The organism is Leifsonia sp. NPDC056824 (assembly GCF_042789575.1).
Taxonomy (GTDB): domain Bacteria; phylum Actinomycetota; class Actinomycetes; order Actinomycetales; family Microbacteriaceae; genus Leifsonia.
In genome coordinates, this window is sequence record NZ_JBHUAV010000002.1 from 500593 (window position 1) to 516392 (window position 15800).

A 15800-nucleotide genomic window follows, 5' to 3' on the forward strand; every position below is an offset into this window, starting at 1 on the left:
GGGAGCTCGGCTGATGCCGGGCTCCCCGTTTCGTTGCCGTCAGTCCGGTGAAGGCGTCGCCGCGCCGTCGACGATGGTCACGACCCACCTCCACTCGTCATCCGTGATGGAGGGGTCGAGGAACTCAACGACAAAACGGTCCGAGCGGAATCCTGACCTAGCCAACTTGTAGGTCTCCAGCTGCGCCTTGGGGTAGCTGCTGAAGCGCATGATCCGCACTCGCTCCGACTCGGCCGCCTTCTCGCAGCCCCAGCGACTGGGACACACCGTGTCGGTCACATCGACGGGCAGCTCCAGTGCTGGCAGGAGATAGACGTCGGAGCCGAACCCGTCCCGCGGGTCGAGCGATCCCCGCGGGTCGAAGAACGAGCAGGACGTCAAGGCCAGTGCGCACACGATTCCCAGGCCCGTGGCCGTTGTCGTTCGCTTCAGATTACGCCCGACCATCCTCACACCCAGTTGCATTGCTGGTGATTCCACAGCCAGTTCGGGTTCGACGGACGCGCCGTCTCGAAGTCCCACCAGACCCCAGACAGCCACACGGCATAGCCGAACTGGGCGTGGCACTTGTACTGCTGCTCCAGGGTCGCGCTCACCGGGGTCGGCGGGAAGTTGCGCCACTCCGTCCAGCCCTGGTTCTTCACGATCTCGATGCCGACGATCCCCTGGGTGTAGACGGCGGCGCCCCACGCCGAGAGATGGGTCGACCACACGCTCGCACCCCAAAATGTGCCTTTTCGGTTCATCCAGTAGCCGGCGAGCAGCCCCCCACCGACCTCGGGGTCTGCCACCACCGGGTACGACGTCGACGCATCGTGCTCGACCACCTGGGTCAGCACTCCGCCGTCGACCTCGAAGTGCGTCGGCACGTCCGCGCCGTCCGCATCCTTCGCCCAGGCGGGAAGGACACCGCCCTGGAAGCCCCCATCCGCGTCCCGGATGACGATCATGCCGCCGTCGAGCTGCTCCAAGTAGCCGCCTATGGGAAGCGCGATCGTGTAGTCGAAGCGCGTCGGAGCGGAGGCGCCATCGATGACGGTGGTGATCTGGACGCTGCCGTCGTCCTTGACGACCGGCACCGTCGTCGTGCCGTTGCGGTTGTCGTACGAGACGATCCCGTCCGCCTCCACCGTGGCGTGCCGGGCCTGGTCGGCGAACGGCAGTCCGATCGAGATCTCGATGCCGATGTGCTCGACGGCGAGCGAGAGATCGTCGCGGGGGTCCGTCGGAATCGCCACGTCCGTCGCGCCGACATGCTCGTCGATCGCGAACTCGCCGCTCTCCGTCGTCTCGACCTCCGCGACGCGGCTGAGCACGTCAGAGCTGTCGGCCGGTGAGGTCCCTGCTCTCTCGCTCACCGCAGCGAGGGCGTCCATGACGTCGCTGACCTCCTCGTCGGCGTGCGCGGGCGAGCAGAGTCCCAGGGTCAGCGCGCCCGTCGCGGCAGCGGCGATGGCGAGTTTTGTGCGTTGTCTCATCGTGGTCCAATCGGTCGACTACGTTGTCGCCGACCAACCTAAGTGCATGCATTTTGATAAATCAACCCATCGCACGTCTTGCATTTCACATACATTCCCGACGCCTCATGCCACCGCCCTATCCCCCCGACACGCAGGTGGTACTCAGGTTCGATGACGGCACCCCCTCCGCGGCCCTACTCTCGGAGCCATGATCCAACTCGAACACCTCACCAAGAGGTTCGGCAGCAAGACCGCTGTCGACGACATCTCGGCGACCATCCAGCCGGGCAAGGTCACCGGATTCCTCGGGCCGAACGGCGCGGGCAAGTCGACCACCATGCGCATGATCATGGGACTCGACCGGCCGACCCACGGCATCGCGACCATCAACGGCAAGCGGTACGCCGAGCTGCGGTCGCCGCTCGGCGAGGTCGGCGCGCTGCTGGACGCCAAGGCCGTGCACACCGGCCGCACCGCCTACAACCACCTGCTGGCGATGGCCGCCACGCACGGCATCTCCAAGCGCCGCGTGCACGAGGTCATCGGCCTCACCGGCCTGGAGTCGGTCGCGGGCAAGCGCGTCGGCGGGTTCTCGCTCGGCATGGGTCAGCGGCTCGGGATCGCCGCCGCCATGCTCGGCGACCCGGCGACGCTCATCCTGGACGAGCCGGTCAACGGGCTCGACCCGGAGGGCGTGCTCTGGGTGCGCCAGTTCGCCCGGCACCTCGCCGGCCAGGGCCGCACGGTCTTCCTCTCCTCGCACCTGATGAGCGAGATGTCGCAGACCGCCGACCACATCATCGTGCTCGGCCGCGGCCGCGTCCTCGCCGACGCCCCGGTCGACCAGATCCTCGCCGGCGCCACGCGCAGCGCGGTCCGGGTCCGCACGCCCGAGGTCGAGCGGCTCGCCAACGCCATCCAAGGCGGCGACGTCACGATCACCGGCGTGGAGGCCCAGCTCATCGAGGTCACCGGACTCAGCGCCGCGCAGATCGGCGACGCGGCAGCCGGAGCGGGCATCGCCCTCCACGAACTCACCCCGCTCAGCGCCTCCCTCGAGGAGGCGTACCTCGAACTCACGCAGGACGAGGTCGAATACCACTCGGAGGTCACCTCATGAGCACCGCAACCGCAACCGCACCCGCCGCCGGGTACGTCCACGCCGAGGTCGGCCGGCTGAGCTTCGTGCGCGTGCTGCGCTCGGAGTGGATCAAGCTCCGCTCGCTGCGGTCGACGTTCTGGACGCTCGTCGGCGTGCTCGTGCTCATCGTGGGGCTCGCCGCGCTGCTCTCCGCCGTGGTGCCGGATGCCTCCACGCTCGGGGCACGCGCCCCCGAGACGGCGCTCGCGAACTTCACGACGCGGGCGGCGACGGCCGGCCTGACGTTCGCGCCGCTCGTCGTCGCGGTGCTCGGCGTGCTCGCCATCAGCGGCGAGTTCTCGACCGGGATGATCCGCTCGTCCTTCGCCGCCGTTCCGCACCGGTTCCCGGTGTTCGGGGCGAAGGCGATCATGCTCTTCCTCGTGTCGTTCGTCGTCGGCCTGGTGAGCTTCGCGGCCTCCTGGTCGATCGCCGTGCCGCTGCTGACGGCCAAGGGCTACAAGGGCACCCTGTTCTCCGACACCACGATGTGGTCGATCCTCGGCGCCGCGACCTACCTCGGGCTCGTCGCCGTCTTCGCCCTCGGCGTCGGCGCCATCCTCAAGGCCAGCGCGGGCGGCATCGCGACGTCGCTCGGCGTGCTGTTCCTGCTGCCGATCATCTCGGAGCTCCTGCAGGCGCTGCTGCCCAAGCAGACCTGGATCGCCGACTGGTCGCACTACCTGCTCAGCGCGTCGGGGGCCGGGATGGCCGGGCTGGCGAACGGCACGCAGGAGCCCTGGCAGAACATCCTCACCGTCGTGATCTGGACCGCCGTCTCCTTCGTCGTGGGAGCGATCCTGCTGCAGCGACGGGACGCGTGACAACACCGGTGACCGCAGCCGACGCCGCCCCGGCCGACCTCGAACTCCCGAGGCCGCCCGGGGCGGTGCGACGCTACTTCGGTGCGCACCCGCTGGTGGTGGACGCGATCGTCGCCGGCGTCTACCTGGTGCCGTCGCTCGCCGAGGGCATCGTGCACCTGGTTCGGAACCCGAGCCTGGCCTCGGCGATCCAGCTCCTGCTCGTGGTCGTCGCCGGTGCTGCACTGTTCGCGCGGCGGCTGCACCCGCGGGCGGTGTTCGGGATCGCGATCGTCGTCCTCGTCGTCAGCGTGTTCCTCGGCCGCAACCTCGACTTCGTGCCCGCGGTGTTCGCGCTCTACGCGCTCGCGGTCTACCGCACCGTGCGCTCGGCGTGGATCGGCTACGGCATCACGGCGGTCGCGACCGTCGTCTCGCTGGCCATCGCGACCCTCGTGTCCGAGGTGCCGGAATTCGCCCCGCTGTCGACGGAAGCCGTGCCCTCCGGCTTCGCCGCGCTCGCGTTCTGCATCGTGGCGGTGCTGATCGGCAGCAACGTCGGCAACCGGCGGCGGTATCTGACCGCGCTCATCGACCGCGCCCGCCAGCTCGCCAGGGAGCGCGACCAGCAGGCGGAGATCGCCACGGCGGCCGAGCGCAGCCGGGTGGCGCGGGAGATGCACGACATCGTCTCGCACAGCCTGACCGTGATGATCGCCCTCGCCGACGGCTCCGCCGGCCTCGTCGGCACGGCGCCGGAGCGCTCCGCCGAGACGATGCGGCTGGTCGCGGAGACCGGCCGCGGCGCCCTCGGCGACATGCGCCGCCTGCTCGGGGTGCTGCGCGCGACCGACAAGGAGGCTGCCGAGGAGGCCGCCGCGCACGCCCCGCAGCCCGGGCTCGCCGACCTGCGCGAACTGGTCGAACGGTTCCGGGCGGCCGGCCTCCCGGTGCGGATCACCGTCTCCGGCACGCCGACCACCGACGTCGGGCAGCAGCTCACGGTCTTCCGGGTCGTTCAGGAGGCGCTCACCAACACCCTCCGCCACGCGGCGCTCGCGACGACGGTCGCCGTGACGATCGAGTTCGGCGAGCGGGTGACCCGCATCACCGTGGAGGACGACGCCACCGTGCACACCGGGTCGGTGCAGGGCTCGGGCAGCGGGCTGCTCGGACTGCGCGAGCGCGTCGCGCTCTACGGTGGGACGCTGGAGGCCGGACCGCGTCGCGGCGGCGGCTGGCGGCTCGTCGCGGAGTTCACGACGGTGCCGTCGTCCGCCGAGGCGGCCGCCACTGAACCGACCTCCACTAAACAGACCCCGGCCACCGAACCGACTCCCTCCACTGATCGCCCCAGGAGACCCGAATGACCGACCCCGGCCACCCGCAGCCCCTCCGCGTCCTGCTCGTCGACGACCAGGCGCTCGTCCGGCTGGGCTTCCGGATGGTGCTGGAGACCGAGCCCGGCCTCCAGGTGGTCGGCGAGGCGGCCGACGGCGTCGAGGCGGTGCGGCTCGCCGTCGAGACCCGGCCCGACGTCATCCTGATGGACGTGCGGATGCCGAACCTGGACGGCATCGAGGCGACCAGGCGCATCGTCGCGGCCAACCCGGACGCGCGGATCATCATCCTCACCACCTTCGACCTGGACGAGTACGCCTTCGGCGGCCTGCGCGCCGGCGCGAGCGGCTTCCTGCTCAAGGACGCGCGGCCGGCCGAGCTCACCGCGGCCATCCGCGCCGTCGCCGCGGGCGACGCCGCGGTCACCGGCCGCGTGACCCGCTCCATGCTGGAGCTGTTCGCCGACCGGCTGCCCGCGAGCGGCGCCGTGACGACCACCGACCCGACCGCGGTGCTCACCCCGCGCGAGCGCGAGATCCTGCTGGCGATGGCCGACGGCCTGACCAACGGCGAGATCGGAGCGAAGTTCTTCCTCACCGAGTCGACGGTCAAGACCCACGTCGGCCGCGTCCTCGCCAAGCTGCAGCTGCGCGACCGGGTGCACGCGGTCATCTTCGCCTACGAGAACGGGCTCGTGGAGACCTGAGGCGCGCCCCGCGATCCAGACGACACCAAGGGACCTCTCGATAGGATTCCGTGCGATGAGCATTCTGAAAGCGAACTTCTGGACCTCCCTCGGCGACTGGGCCGTCAGCACCGGATGGACCCTGGTCAACGTCGTCTGCATCATCGCCGGCGCCGTCCTGGTGAGCTGGCTGCTGCGCGTGATCATCCGCCGCGTGGTGAAGCAGATCGTCTCCGGCGTCAAGAAGGGGCAGAGCGTCACCGACACGCAGGCTCTCGTGGCCTCGCCGCTCGCCGCGGTGCGGGTGGTGCAGCGCACCAGGACGCTGGGCTCCGTGCTGAGCAACATCGTCAACGTGACGATCGGGATCATCGCGATCGTGCTGATCTTCGGGGTCGTCGCGCCCGGCGCGGCCAGTTCGCTCGCCCTCCTCACCGCCGCGATCGGCGCCGGCCTCGGTTTCGGCGCGCAGAACATCGTCAAGGACGTCCTCAACGGCCTGTTCATGGTCATGGAGGACCAGCTCGGCGTCGGCGACGTGGTGGACCTGGGCCCCGCGACGGGCGTCGTGGAGGGGGTCGGCATCCGGATCACCCAGGTGCGCGACGTCAACGGCGTGCTCTGGTTCGTCCGCAACGGCGAGATCCTGCGCGTCGGCAACATGTCGCAGGGCTGGTCCCGTGTGATCGTGGACCTCGCGGTGCCGTACGACGCCGACATCGAGACGGTGGAGGCGAAGATGATGGAGGCCGCGACCGCGCTGGCGACGAGCCCCAAGTGGCGCTCGCGCATCCTCGACAAGCCGGAGCTGTGGGGACTCGAGTCGATCTCCGCCGAGGCGATCGTGATCCGGATCGTGCTCAAGACCCGCACGACCGCCAAGGACGACGTCTCCCGCGAGCTGCGACTCCGCCTCAAGCAGGCCACCGACGAGCTCGGCGTCACGCTGCCCTCGCTCTCCGCCGTGGTGCTGTCCGGCTTCGACGGCGCGGGCAGCGTCGGCGGCGCCAAGCCGCCGCGCACCCGGCCGACGCCCGTCGTCCCTGACCGGCCGCTCACCGGACGCAAGGCGCGGGCTGCGGCGAAGCGCACCGCGACCCGCGCACCGGATCCCGGAGCCATCCGCATCCGCCCGGCGATCGAGACGAAGCCCGGCACGACGGTGAAGCCGGCCTCGACCCCTGCGAAGGCCGCCCCGGCCACGAAGCCCTCCGCCGCCGCGAAGCCGCCCGTGACGGACGACGCCGGCGCGACCCCACCCAAGGCGACCCCCAAGCCCCGCACCACGAAACCGCCCGCGGCCGACCAGCCTCCCGCGGAAGAAGCCGAGTGACATGACCACCATCCCCGTCGGCCCTCCCCAGGGGCCGTCCTTCTTCGAGCAGCTCGGCGGGCACGCCACGTTCGTGCGCCTCGTGGACGCGTTCTACCGCGGTGTCGCGGGCGACCCGGTGCTCCGGCCGATGTACCCCGAGGAGGACCTCGGCCCGGCCAAGGAGCGGCTCACCCTCTTCCTGGAGCAGTACTGGGGCGGCCCGACCACGTACAGCGAGCAGCGCGGCCACCCGCGGCTGCGGATGCGGCACAACCCGTTCCGGGTCAACCCGGACGCGCGCGACCGCTGGCTGGCACACATGCGCGTGGCGGTGGACGAGCTCGCGCTGCCTCCACTGCTGGACGAGACGCTCTGGAACTACCTGGAGCGCGCCGCGTTCGCTATGGTCAACACATTCGAGGAATAGCCCGCTCCTCGCCCTCACCCTCACGCCGTGCCGAAGGAGACACGCCATGACGTCAGAACCCGACTGCCTCGTCGTGGGAGCCGGACTCGCCGGGCTGGTCGCCGCGTGCGAGTTGCTGGACGCCGGGAAGACCGTGACGATCCTCGACCAGGAGCCGGCGGCCTCCCTCGGCGGGCAGGCGTTCTGGTCGTTCGGCGGGCTGTTCCTCATCGACTCCCCTGAGCAGCGCCGGATGGGCGTCGACGACTCGCTCGCCCTCGCCCGGCAGGACTGGTTGGGCAGCGCCGGCTTCGACCGCGCGGAGGACCACTGGCCGAAGCGCTGGGCCGAGGCGTACCTCCAGTTCGCCGCGGGCGAGAAGCGCGCCTGGCTGCACGAGAAGGGCGTCCGGTTCTTCCCCGTCGTGGGCTGGGCCGAGCGCGGCGACGGCACAGCGGGAGGCCACGGCAACTCGGTGCCGCGCTTCCACATCACCTGGGGCACCGGTCCCGGCGTCATCGCGCCGTTCGTGCGCCAGGTGCAGGCCGCGGCGGCGACCGGGCAAGCCCGCCTCCTGCACCGCCACCGCGTGGACGAGATGATCGTGGAGGACGGCCGTGTGGCCGGAGTCCGCGGCGCCATCCTCAAGCCGGACGCCGCCGCGCGCGGTGCGGCCAGCAACCGGGAGCGGATCGCGGACTTCGAGCTGCGCGCGCCCGCGGTCGTCGTCGCCAGCGGCGGGATCGGCGGCAACCACGATCTGGTCCGCGCCGCGTGGCCGGAGCGGCTCGGCACTCCCCCGGACTTCATGCTCTCCGGGGTGCCCGCGCACGTCGACGGGCGGATGCTCGGCATCGCCGAGGCGGCGGGAGCGCACCTCATCAACGGCGACCGGATGTGGCACTACACCGAGGGCATCCAGAACTGGGACCCCATCTGGCAGCGGCACGGCATCCGCATCCTGCCCGGGCCGTCGTCGCTCTGGCTGGACGCGCACGGCGACCGGCTGCCCGCCCCGCTGTTCCCGGGGTTCGACACGCTCGGGACGCTGGAGCACCTCCGCAAGGCGGGCTCGGACTACTCCTGGTTCATCCTCACCCAGAAGATCATCGAGAAGGAGTTCGCGCTCTCCGGCAGCGAGCAGAACCCCGACCTGACCGGCAAGGACGTCGGGCTGCTGGCCAAGCGCGTCGGCCCGGGAGCGCCGGGGCCGGTGGAGGCGTTCAAGGAGAAGGGCGCCGACTTCGTCGTGGCGGACACCCTGGACGAGCTGCTCACCGGGATGCAGCGGCTGTCGGAGGTCCCGCTCGACACCGAGCTGGTCACCCGGCATGTGCGCGAACGCGATCGGCAGCTCGACAACCCGTTCGGCAAGGACCTCCAGCTCGCGGCGGTCCGCGGCGCCAGGGCCTACCGCGGCGACAAGCTCATCCGGGTGGCGTCGCCGCACAAGCTCACCGACCCGAAGGCCGGGCCGATGATCGCGGTGAAGCTGCACATCCTCACCCGCAAGAGCCTCGGCGGCATCGAGACGGACCTCGACGGCCGCGTGCTCGGCGCCGACGGCGCGCCAGTGCCCGGACTCTACGCGGCGGGCGAGGCGAGCGGTTTCGGCGGCGGCGGCGTGCACGGCTACCGGGCGCTGGAGGGCACCTTCCTCGGAGGGTGCCTGTTCTCCGGCCGGCAGGCCGGACGGGCAATAGCACGCGCCATCTAACCCACCACCCCCGCGACACTCTGCAGCCGAGGGGCACGTCGTTGTCACTTCGCGGGCAGAAAAGCGACAACGACGTGCCCCTCGGCGATGGCTCAGCCGCGCAGGCTCCAGGACTGACGGCGGATGAGGGTGTGTCCGCGTCGCGTGGTCAGGCGCGTCCAGGGGCCGGTCTCCAGGATCGAGACCGGCTCGCCCGCGGCCAGGAAGCCGAGGCTCTCCGCCGCGAACGCCGCGCCCGCCGGAACGTACTCCAACTGGTCGATGGGACGACCCCACACCTCGGCGCGCACGCGCTGGACGAGCTGCTCGCCCGTCCCCGTCGGCACGGCCTCCGCGACCTCGGCGATGCCGGCGGCCGCCGTCGCCTGCAGAAGCTCGTACGACGTCTCGCCGACCGGACGCCAGCCGCCGCGCGGCGGGGAGATCCCCGCCCACGTCACGGACGGCGCCTCCATCGGCAGCCGGACCTCCAGCGGCGCGCTCTCGACGGCGCCGTCGACCGCTCCGGACTCGTCACCGTCGCGCCCCTCCTCCTCGACCGACCCGGTCTCGGAGGCGGCCGCCGCGGCTTCCGCGGCCTCGCGCACGCGCGCGAGCCGGTCGAGCAGCGACCGGATCGGCACCACGACGTCGAACTCGACGTCGTGCCCGGTCAGGAAGGTGCGCAGCCCGAGCACGGTCGGCGTCTGGTCGAGCAGCCCCCTCGGATAGAGGATGGCGGTGTACACGGCGAGCACGCCCGATCCTGCGATCAGGCGCACCGACCCTTCCTCGACGCGGGCGGCGCGCGACAGATATGTCTGCAGGTCGGCGGCGGCGAGGGTGTCCTGGAGGGAAAACGACTGGCTCATCTGACCTCTAAGCTACTAGAGACCCCGGACGGAGACACTGTGACAGAGCCCCTGGAATCGCTGCTCACCGCACTCGACCTCACCGACACCGGTGCCCGCACCAGCGAGGACATCTTCACCGGCCCGTCCCAGTGGATGCCGCTGGGCCGCGTGTTCGGGGGCCAGGTGCTCGCGCAGTCCATCGTCGCGGCGACGCGCACGGTGTCCGACGACCGCAGCATCCACTCGATGCACGGGTACTTCCTGCGGCCGGGAGATGTCAACTACCCGATCACCTTCTCGGTCGACCGCATCCACGACGGGCGCTCGTTCTCCACCCGGCGCACCCAGGCGTACCAGAACGGGCTGCCGATCCTGTCGATGATCGCGTCGTTCCAGGACGAGGACGAAGGCCTCGAGCACCAGGTCGCGATGCCGCAAGACCTGCCCGACCCGGAGACGCTGCCGAACTCGGCGGCGACGCTGGAGGAGGTCGAGCACCCGGTCGCGCAGTACTGGGCGAGCCAGCGCCCCTTCGACATGCGGCATGTGCCGTCGCCCATCTACCTGTCGGTGGAGGGCGCGCACGTCGCCCACCAGGCGGTCTGGTTCCGCTCGATCGGCGACCTCCCGGACGACCCGGCGCTGCACCGCGCCGCGCTCGCGTACGCCAGCGACTACACGATCATGGAGTCGGTCATGCGCCGGCACGGCGTCGCCTGGGCGACCCGCGGCCTCAAGGCGGCGAGCCTGGACCACGCGATGTGGTGGCACCGGCCGGCCCGCGTTGACGAGTGGCTGCTGTACACGCAGGAGTCGCCGAGCGCGAGCGGAGGCCGCGGGCTCGCCCTCGGCCGGATCTTCAGCCGCGACGGGCGCCTCGTGGCGAGCGTCGCGCAGGAGGCGACCATCCGGGTCCCGGACGCGGCGAAGCTGCGCGACTGAGCCCTGTGCCTGCCGTCGGGCGCTAGCCGAACGTGCTGCGCAGCAGCACCGTCCCGTTGGCCGCCGAGCGGATGTCGATGGCGGAGATGTCGGACAGCGGAACGCTCGTCGTCGCGGCGGGCTCGACCACGGTCCCCTCCGCGGCCGTCCAGGTCGAGATCTGCGTCTGGTGGCCGGACTTGTCGGTGACGACCATCGCGTACGTCCAGGTGCGGCCGCCGTCGCCGCCGACCTTCGCGTAGGCGCAGCGCGAGTCGATCCGTGTACCCCACGGCTCGGAGGTGAGGTGGAGGTCGGCGGACAGCGCGCTCGGCTCCACCTGCTCCATCGCGACGCTCGTGCCGGCGGGCGAGCCGGGCTCCAGCGCAGGCACGGCGATCGCGATGGCCCCCACGAGCACGGCCGCCGCCGCAGCGGCGAGACCGCCCACCAGCCAACGCGACCGCCGCCTGCGCCGCCGGGCGGCGTCCAGCAGCGTCGGGAGGACCTCCGCGCCGAGCCCGGCGTCCTGCGGCGCCTCCTCGTCGAGCAGGGCGAACGCCTGCTCCCGGGGCACCCGGCCGAGCAGCCCGGGCATTCCGGCCAGCTCGGCGACCGCCGCCGAGCAGCGCCCGCACTCGCGCAGGTGCTCCTCGAACTCCTTGCGCTCGGCCGGAGCGAGGGCGCCGAGGACGTACGCGGCGTCCCAGGTGGCGAACTCGTCGTGATTCATCGCTCCGTCACCCCTCTCTCCTGAAGCGCGAGCCGCATGGCCCGCAGGCCGTAGTGCAGCCGCGACTTGACCGTGCCTTCCGGGATCTCCAGCTCCCGGGAGATCTCGGCGATGGATCTGCCGCCGTAGTACGCGTGGACGATCACCGCACGGTGCTCGTCCGAGAGCTCGGCCAGCGCGTCGGAGACGAGCCACGCGTCCAGGACGGCGTCGGCGCCGTCGTCCGGCGACGACGGCCGCTCGGGGAGGGTGTCGGTGCCGAACTCGTGCTGCGAGTGCGCGCTCCGCTTGTCGTCGATGACGATGTTGCGGGCCACGGTGAACAGCCACGCGCGCGCGGACTGCTGGCTCTGATCGAGGACCGTCGGCTTGCGCCAGGCGCGCAGCAGGGTCTCCTGCACGACGTCGTCGGCCATCGCCCTGTCGCCGGTGAGGTGGACGACGTAACGCCAGACCGCCTGCGCGTGCTGGTCGTGCAGCTCCCGCAGCAGGCGTGCGTCCTCATCCGGCATGGTCACCTCCTGCACTAACCACGGAGAGGGTGATGGAAAAGTTCAGAACTCGATGTGTGAACCGAAGCCGATACCCTCCCGTGCCTAACCTAGGAGAAAGCACCGCCGACCGGGAGGATCCACGATGACCGATTCCGTGCCGCTGACGCGCCGCACCCTCGTACAGATCGGCGGCGTGTCCGCAGCAGGCGCGGGGGCGCTGCTGCTGGTGGCATGCACGCCGCAGGGCTCGGGCGCGTCGTCGGGCGACGGATCGGGGAACGGCGGCTCGGCCACCGTCGCTCTGTCGTCCATCCCGGTCGGCGGCGCTGTCTCCGCGCAGCTCGGCTCGAACCCGATTGTCGTCTCGCAGCCCTCTGCCGGCACGGTGGTCGCGTTCAGCGCGGTGTGCACGCACGCGGGCTGCACGGTGGCGCCGCAGGGCAAGGAGTTCGACTGCCCGTGCCATGGCTCCCGATTCGACGGGACGACGGGCGACGTCATCACCGGACCGGCGAGCACCCCGCTGACGAAGCTGAAGACCGCCGTCGCCGGCGACAAAGTCACCGTCACCCCCTCCTGAGGAGGCTCTCCACCTGTCGAAGGGCACGTAAACGCCCCTAAAACGCGCTTTTAGGGGCGTTTACGTGCCCCTCGGCGAAGGTGGCGGCGGGGAGCGGCGCGGTGGCGGGGTGGGTCAGCGCTTGGTGAACTCGACGGGGGTGTCGAGGTAGGGGGTCCAGGCGGTGCGCTCGCGGTCGTTGATCCGGCGCGGGCGCTGGGTCGCGGCGTCGACCAGCACGATGGTGGTCGCGGCACGCGAGAACATCGTGCGCGGCTCGACGCCCTCGGGCGTCCACACCTCGTAGTTGACCTCCAGGCTCGCGCCGCCGAGCCTGCCGAGCCACAGCTGCACGTCGAGCGGCTGCCGCAGGTACGGGATGGGCGCGACGTACTCGATCTCCTGGCGGGCGATCAGCGTGAGCGTGTCGGCGCCCGGAGTGCCGTCGAGCACGGCCGTGGAGCCGCCCACGGCGTGCTCGTCGGTCGACCAGAACGCCTCGATGCGCGCCTCCTCCAGGAGGCGCAGCATCGCGGCGTTGTTCACATGGGCGTACGCGTCGAGGTCGCTCCAGCGGAGCTTGATCGGGACGTGCAGTCGCATACCGGCGTCAGTCGCGCGTGAGCTTGCGGTACGCGGAGCGGTGCGGCTTGGCGGCGTCCGGGCCGAGGCGCTCGACCTTGTTCTCCTCGTACGCCTCGAAGTTGCCCTCGAACCAGTACCAGTCGGACGGGTTCTCCTCGGTGCCTTCGTAGGCGAGGATGTGCGTCGCGATGCGGTCGAGGAACCACCGGTCGTGGGTGATGACCACAGCACAGCCGGGGAACTCGAGCAGCGCGTTCTCCAGGCTGGAGAGCGTCTCGACGTCGAGGTCGTTGGTCGGCTCGTCGAGCAGCAGGAGGTTGCCGCCCTGCTTGAGCGTCAGCGCCAGGTTGAGGCGGTTGCGCTCACCGCCGGAGAGCACACCCGACTTCTTCTGCTGGTCCGGTCCCTTGAACCCGAAGGTCGAGACGTAGGCGCGCGAGGGGACCTCGGTCTTGCCGACCTGGATGTAATCGAGCCCGTCGGAGACGACCTCCCAGACGTTCTTGTTCGGGTCGATGCCGCCGCGGGTCTGGTCGACGTAGGAGATCTGCACGGTCTCGCCGACCTTCAGGTCGCCGTTGTCGAGGGGCTCCAGCCCGACGATCGTCTTGAACAGGGTCGTCTTGCCGACGCCGTTCGGGCCGATGACGCCGACAATGCCGTTGCGCGGCAGCGTGAAGGTGAGGCCGTCGATGAGGACGCGGTCGCCGAAGCCCTTCTGCAGCTTCTTCGCGTCGATCACGATCTGGCCGAGGCGCGGCCCCGGCGGGATCTGGATCTCCTCGAAGTCGAGCTTCCTGGTGCGCTCGGCCTCGGCCGCCATCTCCTCGTAGCGGGCCAGACGCGCCTTCGACTTGGCCTGGCGACCCTTGGCGTTGCTGCGGACCCAGTCGAGCTCGTCGGACAGGCGCTTGGCCAGCTTCGCGTCCTTCTTGCCCTGGATCGCGAGCCGCTCGCGCTTCTTCTCCAGGTAGGTCGAGTAGTTGCCCTCGTACGGGTAGAGGTGGCCGCGGTCGACCTCGGCGATCCACTCGGCGACGTGGTCGAGGAAGTACCGGTCGTGGGTGACGGCGAGCACGGCGCCGTGGTACTTGGCCAGGTGCTGCTCGAGCCAGAGCACGCTCTCGGCGTCGAGGTGGTTGGTGGGCTCGTCCAGCAACAGGAGGTCGGGTTTCTGCAGCAGCAGCTTGCACAGCGCGACGCGGCGCTTCTCACCACCGGAGAGGGTGTTGACCGGCCAGTCGCTCGGCGGGCAGCGCAGCGCGTCCATCGCCTGCTCGAGCTGGGAGTCGAGGTCCCACGCGTCGGCGGCGTCGATCTGCTCCTGCAGCGTGCCCATCTCGGCGAGCAGCGTGTCGAAGTCGGCGTCGGGGTCGGCCAGCAGACCGGAGATCTCGTTGAACCGGTCGACCTTGCCCTTGATCTCGCCGACGCCCTCCTGCACGTTCTCCAGGACGGTCTTGGTCTCGTCGAGCACCGGCTCCTGCATGAGGATGCCGACCGTGTAGCCGGGAGACAGCTTTGCATCGCCGTTGGACGGGGTGTCGAGGCCGGCCATGATCTTCAGGATGGTCGACTTACCTGCACCGTTCGGGCCGACGACGCCGATCTTCGCTCCCGGCAGGAACGCCATCGTCACGTCGTCGAGGATCACCTTGTCGCCGACGGCCTTGCGGGCCCTGACCATCGAGTAAATGTATTCGGCCACTCTTGTTCCTGAACTCCCTGTCTTGGACTCGCGGGGTCGAAGCCCTGTACGAGGATACCGGGAACTACCAGTCGATCGGCCGGGTCTGGCCGATCAGACAGCCTCCGGTCGCGAGGGTGGGGCTGGTGAGGCTGGTGTAGCCGCCGGAGTCCGGCCCGTACTGGCCGATCACGCAGCCGGCTCCGAATTGCACGGAGAACTGGACGGAGGGCGCCTTGAGCCCGATCGTGGTCGTGTCCGGCGTGAGCTGCATGTCCGACTTGGTGAACCCGGCCGCGACGAGCGCGTCGATGAAGTCGCGCCCCTGCGCGCCGGGCTTGGCCGCGATCGTCGCCTTGTTGACCGTGTCGAAGTACGGCAGGTTCTGCTCCGCGGTGCCCCCGGGGACGAGCGCAGGCGCCGCACTCGCGGTGGGCGTAGGCGTCGGCGTGGCCGAGCCGGAGGCCGTCGTGTGCGGCGCCGGATCGGTCGTCGCCGAGGGATGAGCCCCGGTGCACGCGCTCAACAGCAGCGCCGCCGCGACAGCCACGCCCGCCAGCAGGACGACGGCGGGTCGGGCGGGCGCTCTCATGCCCTCCACCCTAGGGCCCTGCAGCTATGGGATCGCTTTGATGTGCAGGCGCATCCGGCCACCAAATGGGCGCGGCCTACCCGCCCACGCGCGCCGCAGGCAGCACGAGAACGGCCGTGGAGCGCGTGAACTCGCTGCGGCCCCAGGTCAGGTCGTGCCCGATCGCCTCCGCCTCGATCTCCACCGTCACGCCGAGCTGTTCACCCTCCCAATCGCGCACGCACAGCCTCCCGGCCACCACGAGCGGATCGCCGCGCGCGATGCAGGCCGCCGCGCTGATGGCGAGCTCGTCGAACGCCGTGACCGTGAACCAGTTCGATTGACCGTCGGGGACCGACGCCCCCGAGCGCCGTCCGCGCCTGCGGTCGTTCGTCACGAGCCGGAAGCTCGTGATCGGTACGCCCGCCTCCGGTGCGAGATGCCGCGGGCTCGTCGCCACCGTGCCCCGAACCGTCACCGTCTCTGCCATGTCGTCCCCCGTTTCCATTCGCCTCCCGTGAGGCCGTACGTCAACGATGGCCGATCAGC

At 70.7% G+C, this 15800-nt stretch carries 18 protein-coding genes; 9 read left to right on the forward strand and 9 right to left on the reverse strand.

Annotation, left to right across the window (positions count from 1 at the left end; all coding sequences use genetic code 11):
- Positions 1–39 precede the first annotated feature (39 nt).
- Both ACFRFH_RS11780 and ACFRFH_RS11785 read right to left on the reverse strand, forming a co-directional pair.
- Positions 40–465 carry a hypothetical protein gene (locus ACFRFH_RS11780; protein WP_382463183.1) on the reverse strand — a complete coding sequence of 142 codons (426 nt, stop codon included), beginning with the start codon at positions 463–465 and terminating at the stop codon, positions 40–42.
- Complete coding sequence (locus tag ACFRFH_RS11785; RefSeq protein WP_382463184.1) at positions 450–1478, reverse strand: hypothetical protein; 1029 nt, start codon at positions 1476–1478, stop codon at positions 450–452. Before ACFRFH_RS11785 ends, ACFRFH_RS11780 begins: the two co-directional genes overlap by 16 nt.
- 190 nt (positions 1479–1668) lie before the next feature.
- Here ACFRFH_RS11785 and ACFRFH_RS11790 point away from each other — a divergent pair, with 190 nt between their 5' ends.
- Genes ACFRFH_RS11790 through ACFRFH_RS11820 form a run of 7 tightly spaced genes read left to right on the forward strand, consistent with a single transcriptional unit; the run spans position 1669 to position 8868 of the window.
- Entirely contained in the window at positions 1669–2580 is a 912-nt protein-coding gene (locus ACFRFH_RS11790) for an ATP-binding cassette domain-containing protein (protein WP_382463185.1), read from the forward strand.
- The gene (locus tag ACFRFH_RS11795; RefSeq protein WP_382463186.1) at positions 2577–3425 is read left to right on the forward strand and encodes an ABC transporter permease subunit; all 849 of its coding nucleotides are present in this window, start codon (positions 2577–2579) and stop codon (positions 3423–3425) included. The genes ACFRFH_RS11790 and ACFRFH_RS11795 overlap by 4 nt, the downstream gene beginning before the upstream one ends.
- 8 nt (positions 3426–3433) lie before the next feature.
- A complete protein-coding gene (locus tag ACFRFH_RS11800; RefSeq protein WP_382463187.1) occupies positions 3434–4774 on the forward strand; it encodes a sensor histidine kinase in 1341 nt (446 codons plus the stop codon).
- Positions 4771–5451, forward strand: coding sequence for a response regulator (locus ACFRFH_RS11805; protein ID WP_382463188.1), 681 nt, complete (start codon positions 4771–4773; stop codon positions 5449–5451). Before ACFRFH_RS11800 ends, ACFRFH_RS11805 begins: the two co-directional genes overlap by 4 nt.
- Positions 5452–5506: 55 nt before the next feature.
- Complete coding sequence (locus ACFRFH_RS11810) at positions 5507–6763, forward strand: mechanosensitive ion channel domain-containing protein (RefSeq protein WP_382463189.1); 1257 nt, start codon at positions 5507–5509, stop codon at positions 6761–6763.
- A gap of 1 nt (position 6764) precedes the next feature.
- A complete protein-coding gene (locus tag ACFRFH_RS11815; RefSeq protein WP_382463190.1) occupies positions 6765–7172 on the forward strand; it encodes a globin in 408 nt (135 codons plus the stop codon).
- A 46-nt stretch (positions 7173–7218) separates the two neighbouring features.
- Entirely contained in the window at positions 7219–8868 is a 1650-nt protein-coding gene (locus ACFRFH_RS11820; RefSeq protein WP_382463191.1) for an FAD-binding dehydrogenase, read from the forward strand.
- Between the two features lie 92 nt (positions 8869–8960).
- On the opposite strand, the gene ACFRFH_RS11825 is transcribed toward ACFRFH_RS11820, so the two are convergent.
- A complete protein-coding gene (locus tag ACFRFH_RS11825) occupies positions 8961–9719 on the reverse strand; it encodes a hypothetical protein (RefSeq protein ID WP_382463192.1) in 759 nt (252 codons plus the stop codon).
- A gap of 39 nt (positions 9720–9758) precedes the next feature.
- Here ACFRFH_RS11825 and ACFRFH_RS11830 point away from each other — a divergent pair, with 39 nt between their 5' ends.
- Positions 9759–10643, forward strand: a complete 885-nt coding sequence (locus ACFRFH_RS11830) for an acyl-CoA thioesterase (protein WP_382463193.1) — start codon at positions 9759–9761, stop codon at positions 10641–10643.
- A gap of 22 nt (positions 10644–10665) precedes the next feature.
- On the opposite strand, the gene ACFRFH_RS11835 is transcribed toward ACFRFH_RS11830, so the two are convergent.
- On the reverse strand, positions 10666–11355 hold the full coding sequence (locus ACFRFH_RS11835) for an anti-sigma factor family protein (RefSeq protein WP_382463194.1): 690 nt from the start codon (positions 11353–11355) through the stop codon (positions 10666–10668).
- Positions 11352–11867 carry a sigma-70 family RNA polymerase sigma factor gene (locus ACFRFH_RS11840; RefSeq protein WP_370053003.1) on the reverse strand — a complete coding sequence of 172 codons (516 nt, stop codon included), beginning with the start codon at positions 11865–11867 and terminating at the stop codon, positions 11352–11354. The genes ACFRFH_RS11835 and ACFRFH_RS11840 overlap by 4 nt, the downstream gene beginning before the upstream one ends.
- A 124-nt stretch (positions 11868–11991) precedes the next feature.
- On the opposite strand from ACFRFH_RS11840, the gene ACFRFH_RS11845 reads away from it, so the two are divergent.
- On the forward strand, positions 11992–12429 hold the full coding sequence (locus tag ACFRFH_RS11845; RefSeq protein WP_382463195.1) for a Rieske (2Fe-2S) protein: 438 nt from the start codon (positions 11992–11994) through the stop codon (positions 12427–12429).
- Positions 12430–12543: 114 nt separating this feature from the next.
- Here ACFRFH_RS11845 and ACFRFH_RS11850 read toward each other — a convergent pair whose 3' ends face one another.
- The 4 genes from ACFRFH_RS11850 to ACFRFH_RS11865 form a co-directional block, all read right to left on the reverse strand.
- Positions 12544–13011 carry an acyl-CoA thioesterase gene (locus ACFRFH_RS11850; RefSeq protein ID WP_382463196.1) on the reverse strand — a complete coding sequence of 156 codons (468 nt, stop codon included), beginning with the start codon at positions 13009–13011 and terminating at the stop codon, positions 12544–12546.
- Positions 13012–13018: 7 nt separating this feature from the next.
- The gene (gene ettA, locus ACFRFH_RS11855) at positions 13019–14701 is read right to left on the reverse strand and encodes an energy-dependent translational throttle protein EttA (protein WP_382463197.1); all 1683 of its coding nucleotides are present in this window, start codon (positions 14699–14701) and stop codon (positions 13019–13021) included.
- A gap of 64 nt (positions 14702–14765) precedes the next feature.
- Positions 14766–15272 (reverse strand): DUF6993 domain-containing protein, encoded by a 507-nt coding sequence (locus tag ACFRFH_RS11860; protein WP_382463198.1) that lies wholly within the window; start codon positions 15270–15272, stop codon positions 14766–14768.
- A gap of 76 nt (positions 15273–15348) precedes the next feature.
- Complete coding sequence (locus ACFRFH_RS11865) at positions 15349–15741, reverse strand: single-stranded DNA-binding protein (protein ID WP_382463199.1); 393 nt, start codon at positions 15739–15741, stop codon at positions 15349–15351.
- Between the last annotated feature and the right edge of the window lie 59 nt (positions 15742–15800).

Coding starts and splice junctions, on each gene's coding strand:
- ACFRFH_RS11860 (WP_382463198.1), bottom strand. CDS start 15,272: ATGAGAGCGCCCGCCCGACCCGCCGTCGTCCTGCTGGCGGGCGTGGCT.
- ACFRFH_RS11780 (WP_382463183.1), bottom strand. CDS start 465: ATGCAACTGGGTGTGAGGATGGTCGGGCGTAATCTGAAGCGAACGACA.
- ACFRFH_RS11795 (WP_382463186.1), top strand. CDS start 2,577: ATGAGCACCGCAACCGCAACCGCACCCGCCGCCGGGTACGTCCACGCC.
- ACFRFH_RS11850 (WP_382463196.1), bottom strand. CDS start 13,011: ATGCGACTGCACGTCCCGATCAAGCTCCGCTGGAGCGACCTCGACGCG.
- ACFRFH_RS11815 (WP_382463190.1), top strand. CDS start 6,765: ATGACCACCATCCCCGTCGGCCCTCCCCAGGGGCCGTCCTTCTTCGAG.
- ACFRFH_RS11785 (WP_382463184.1), bottom strand. CDS start 1,478: ATGAGACAACGCACAAAACTCGCCATCGCCGCTGCCGCGACGGGCGCG.
- ACFRFH_RS11845 (WP_382463195.1), top strand. CDS start 11,992: ATGACCGATTCCGTGCCGCTGACGCGCCGCACCCTCGTACAGATCGGC.
- ACFRFH_RS11790 (WP_382463185.1), top strand. CDS start 1,669: ATGATCCAACTCGAACACCTCACCAAGAGGTTCGGCAGCAAGACCGCT.
- ACFRFH_RS11835 (WP_382463194.1), bottom strand. CDS start 11,355: ATGAATCACGACGAGTTCGCCACCTGGGACGCCGCGTACGTCCTCGGC.
- ACFRFH_RS11825 (WP_382463192.1), bottom strand. CDS start 9,719: ATGAGCCAGTCGTTTTCCCTCCAGGACACCCTCGCCGCCGCCGACCTG.
- ACFRFH_RS11865 (WP_382463199.1), bottom strand. CDS start 15,741: ATGGCAGAGACGGTGACGGTTCGGGGCACGGTGGCGACGAGCCCGCGG.
- ACFRFH_RS11840 (WP_370053003.1), bottom strand. CDS start 11,867: ATGCCGGATGAGGACGCACGCCTGCTGCGGGAGCTGCACGACCAGCAC.
- ACFRFH_RS11805 (WP_382463188.1), top strand. CDS start 4,771: ATGACCGACCCCGGCCACCCGCAGCCCCTCCGCGTCCTGCTCGTCGAC.
- ACFRFH_RS11810 (WP_382463189.1), top strand. CDS start 5,507: ATGAGCATTCTGAAAGCGAACTTCTGGACCTCCCTCGGCGACTGGGCC.
- ACFRFH_RS11820 (WP_382463191.1), top strand. CDS start 7,219: ATGACGTCAGAACCCGACTGCCTCGTCGTGGGAGCCGGACTCGCCGGG.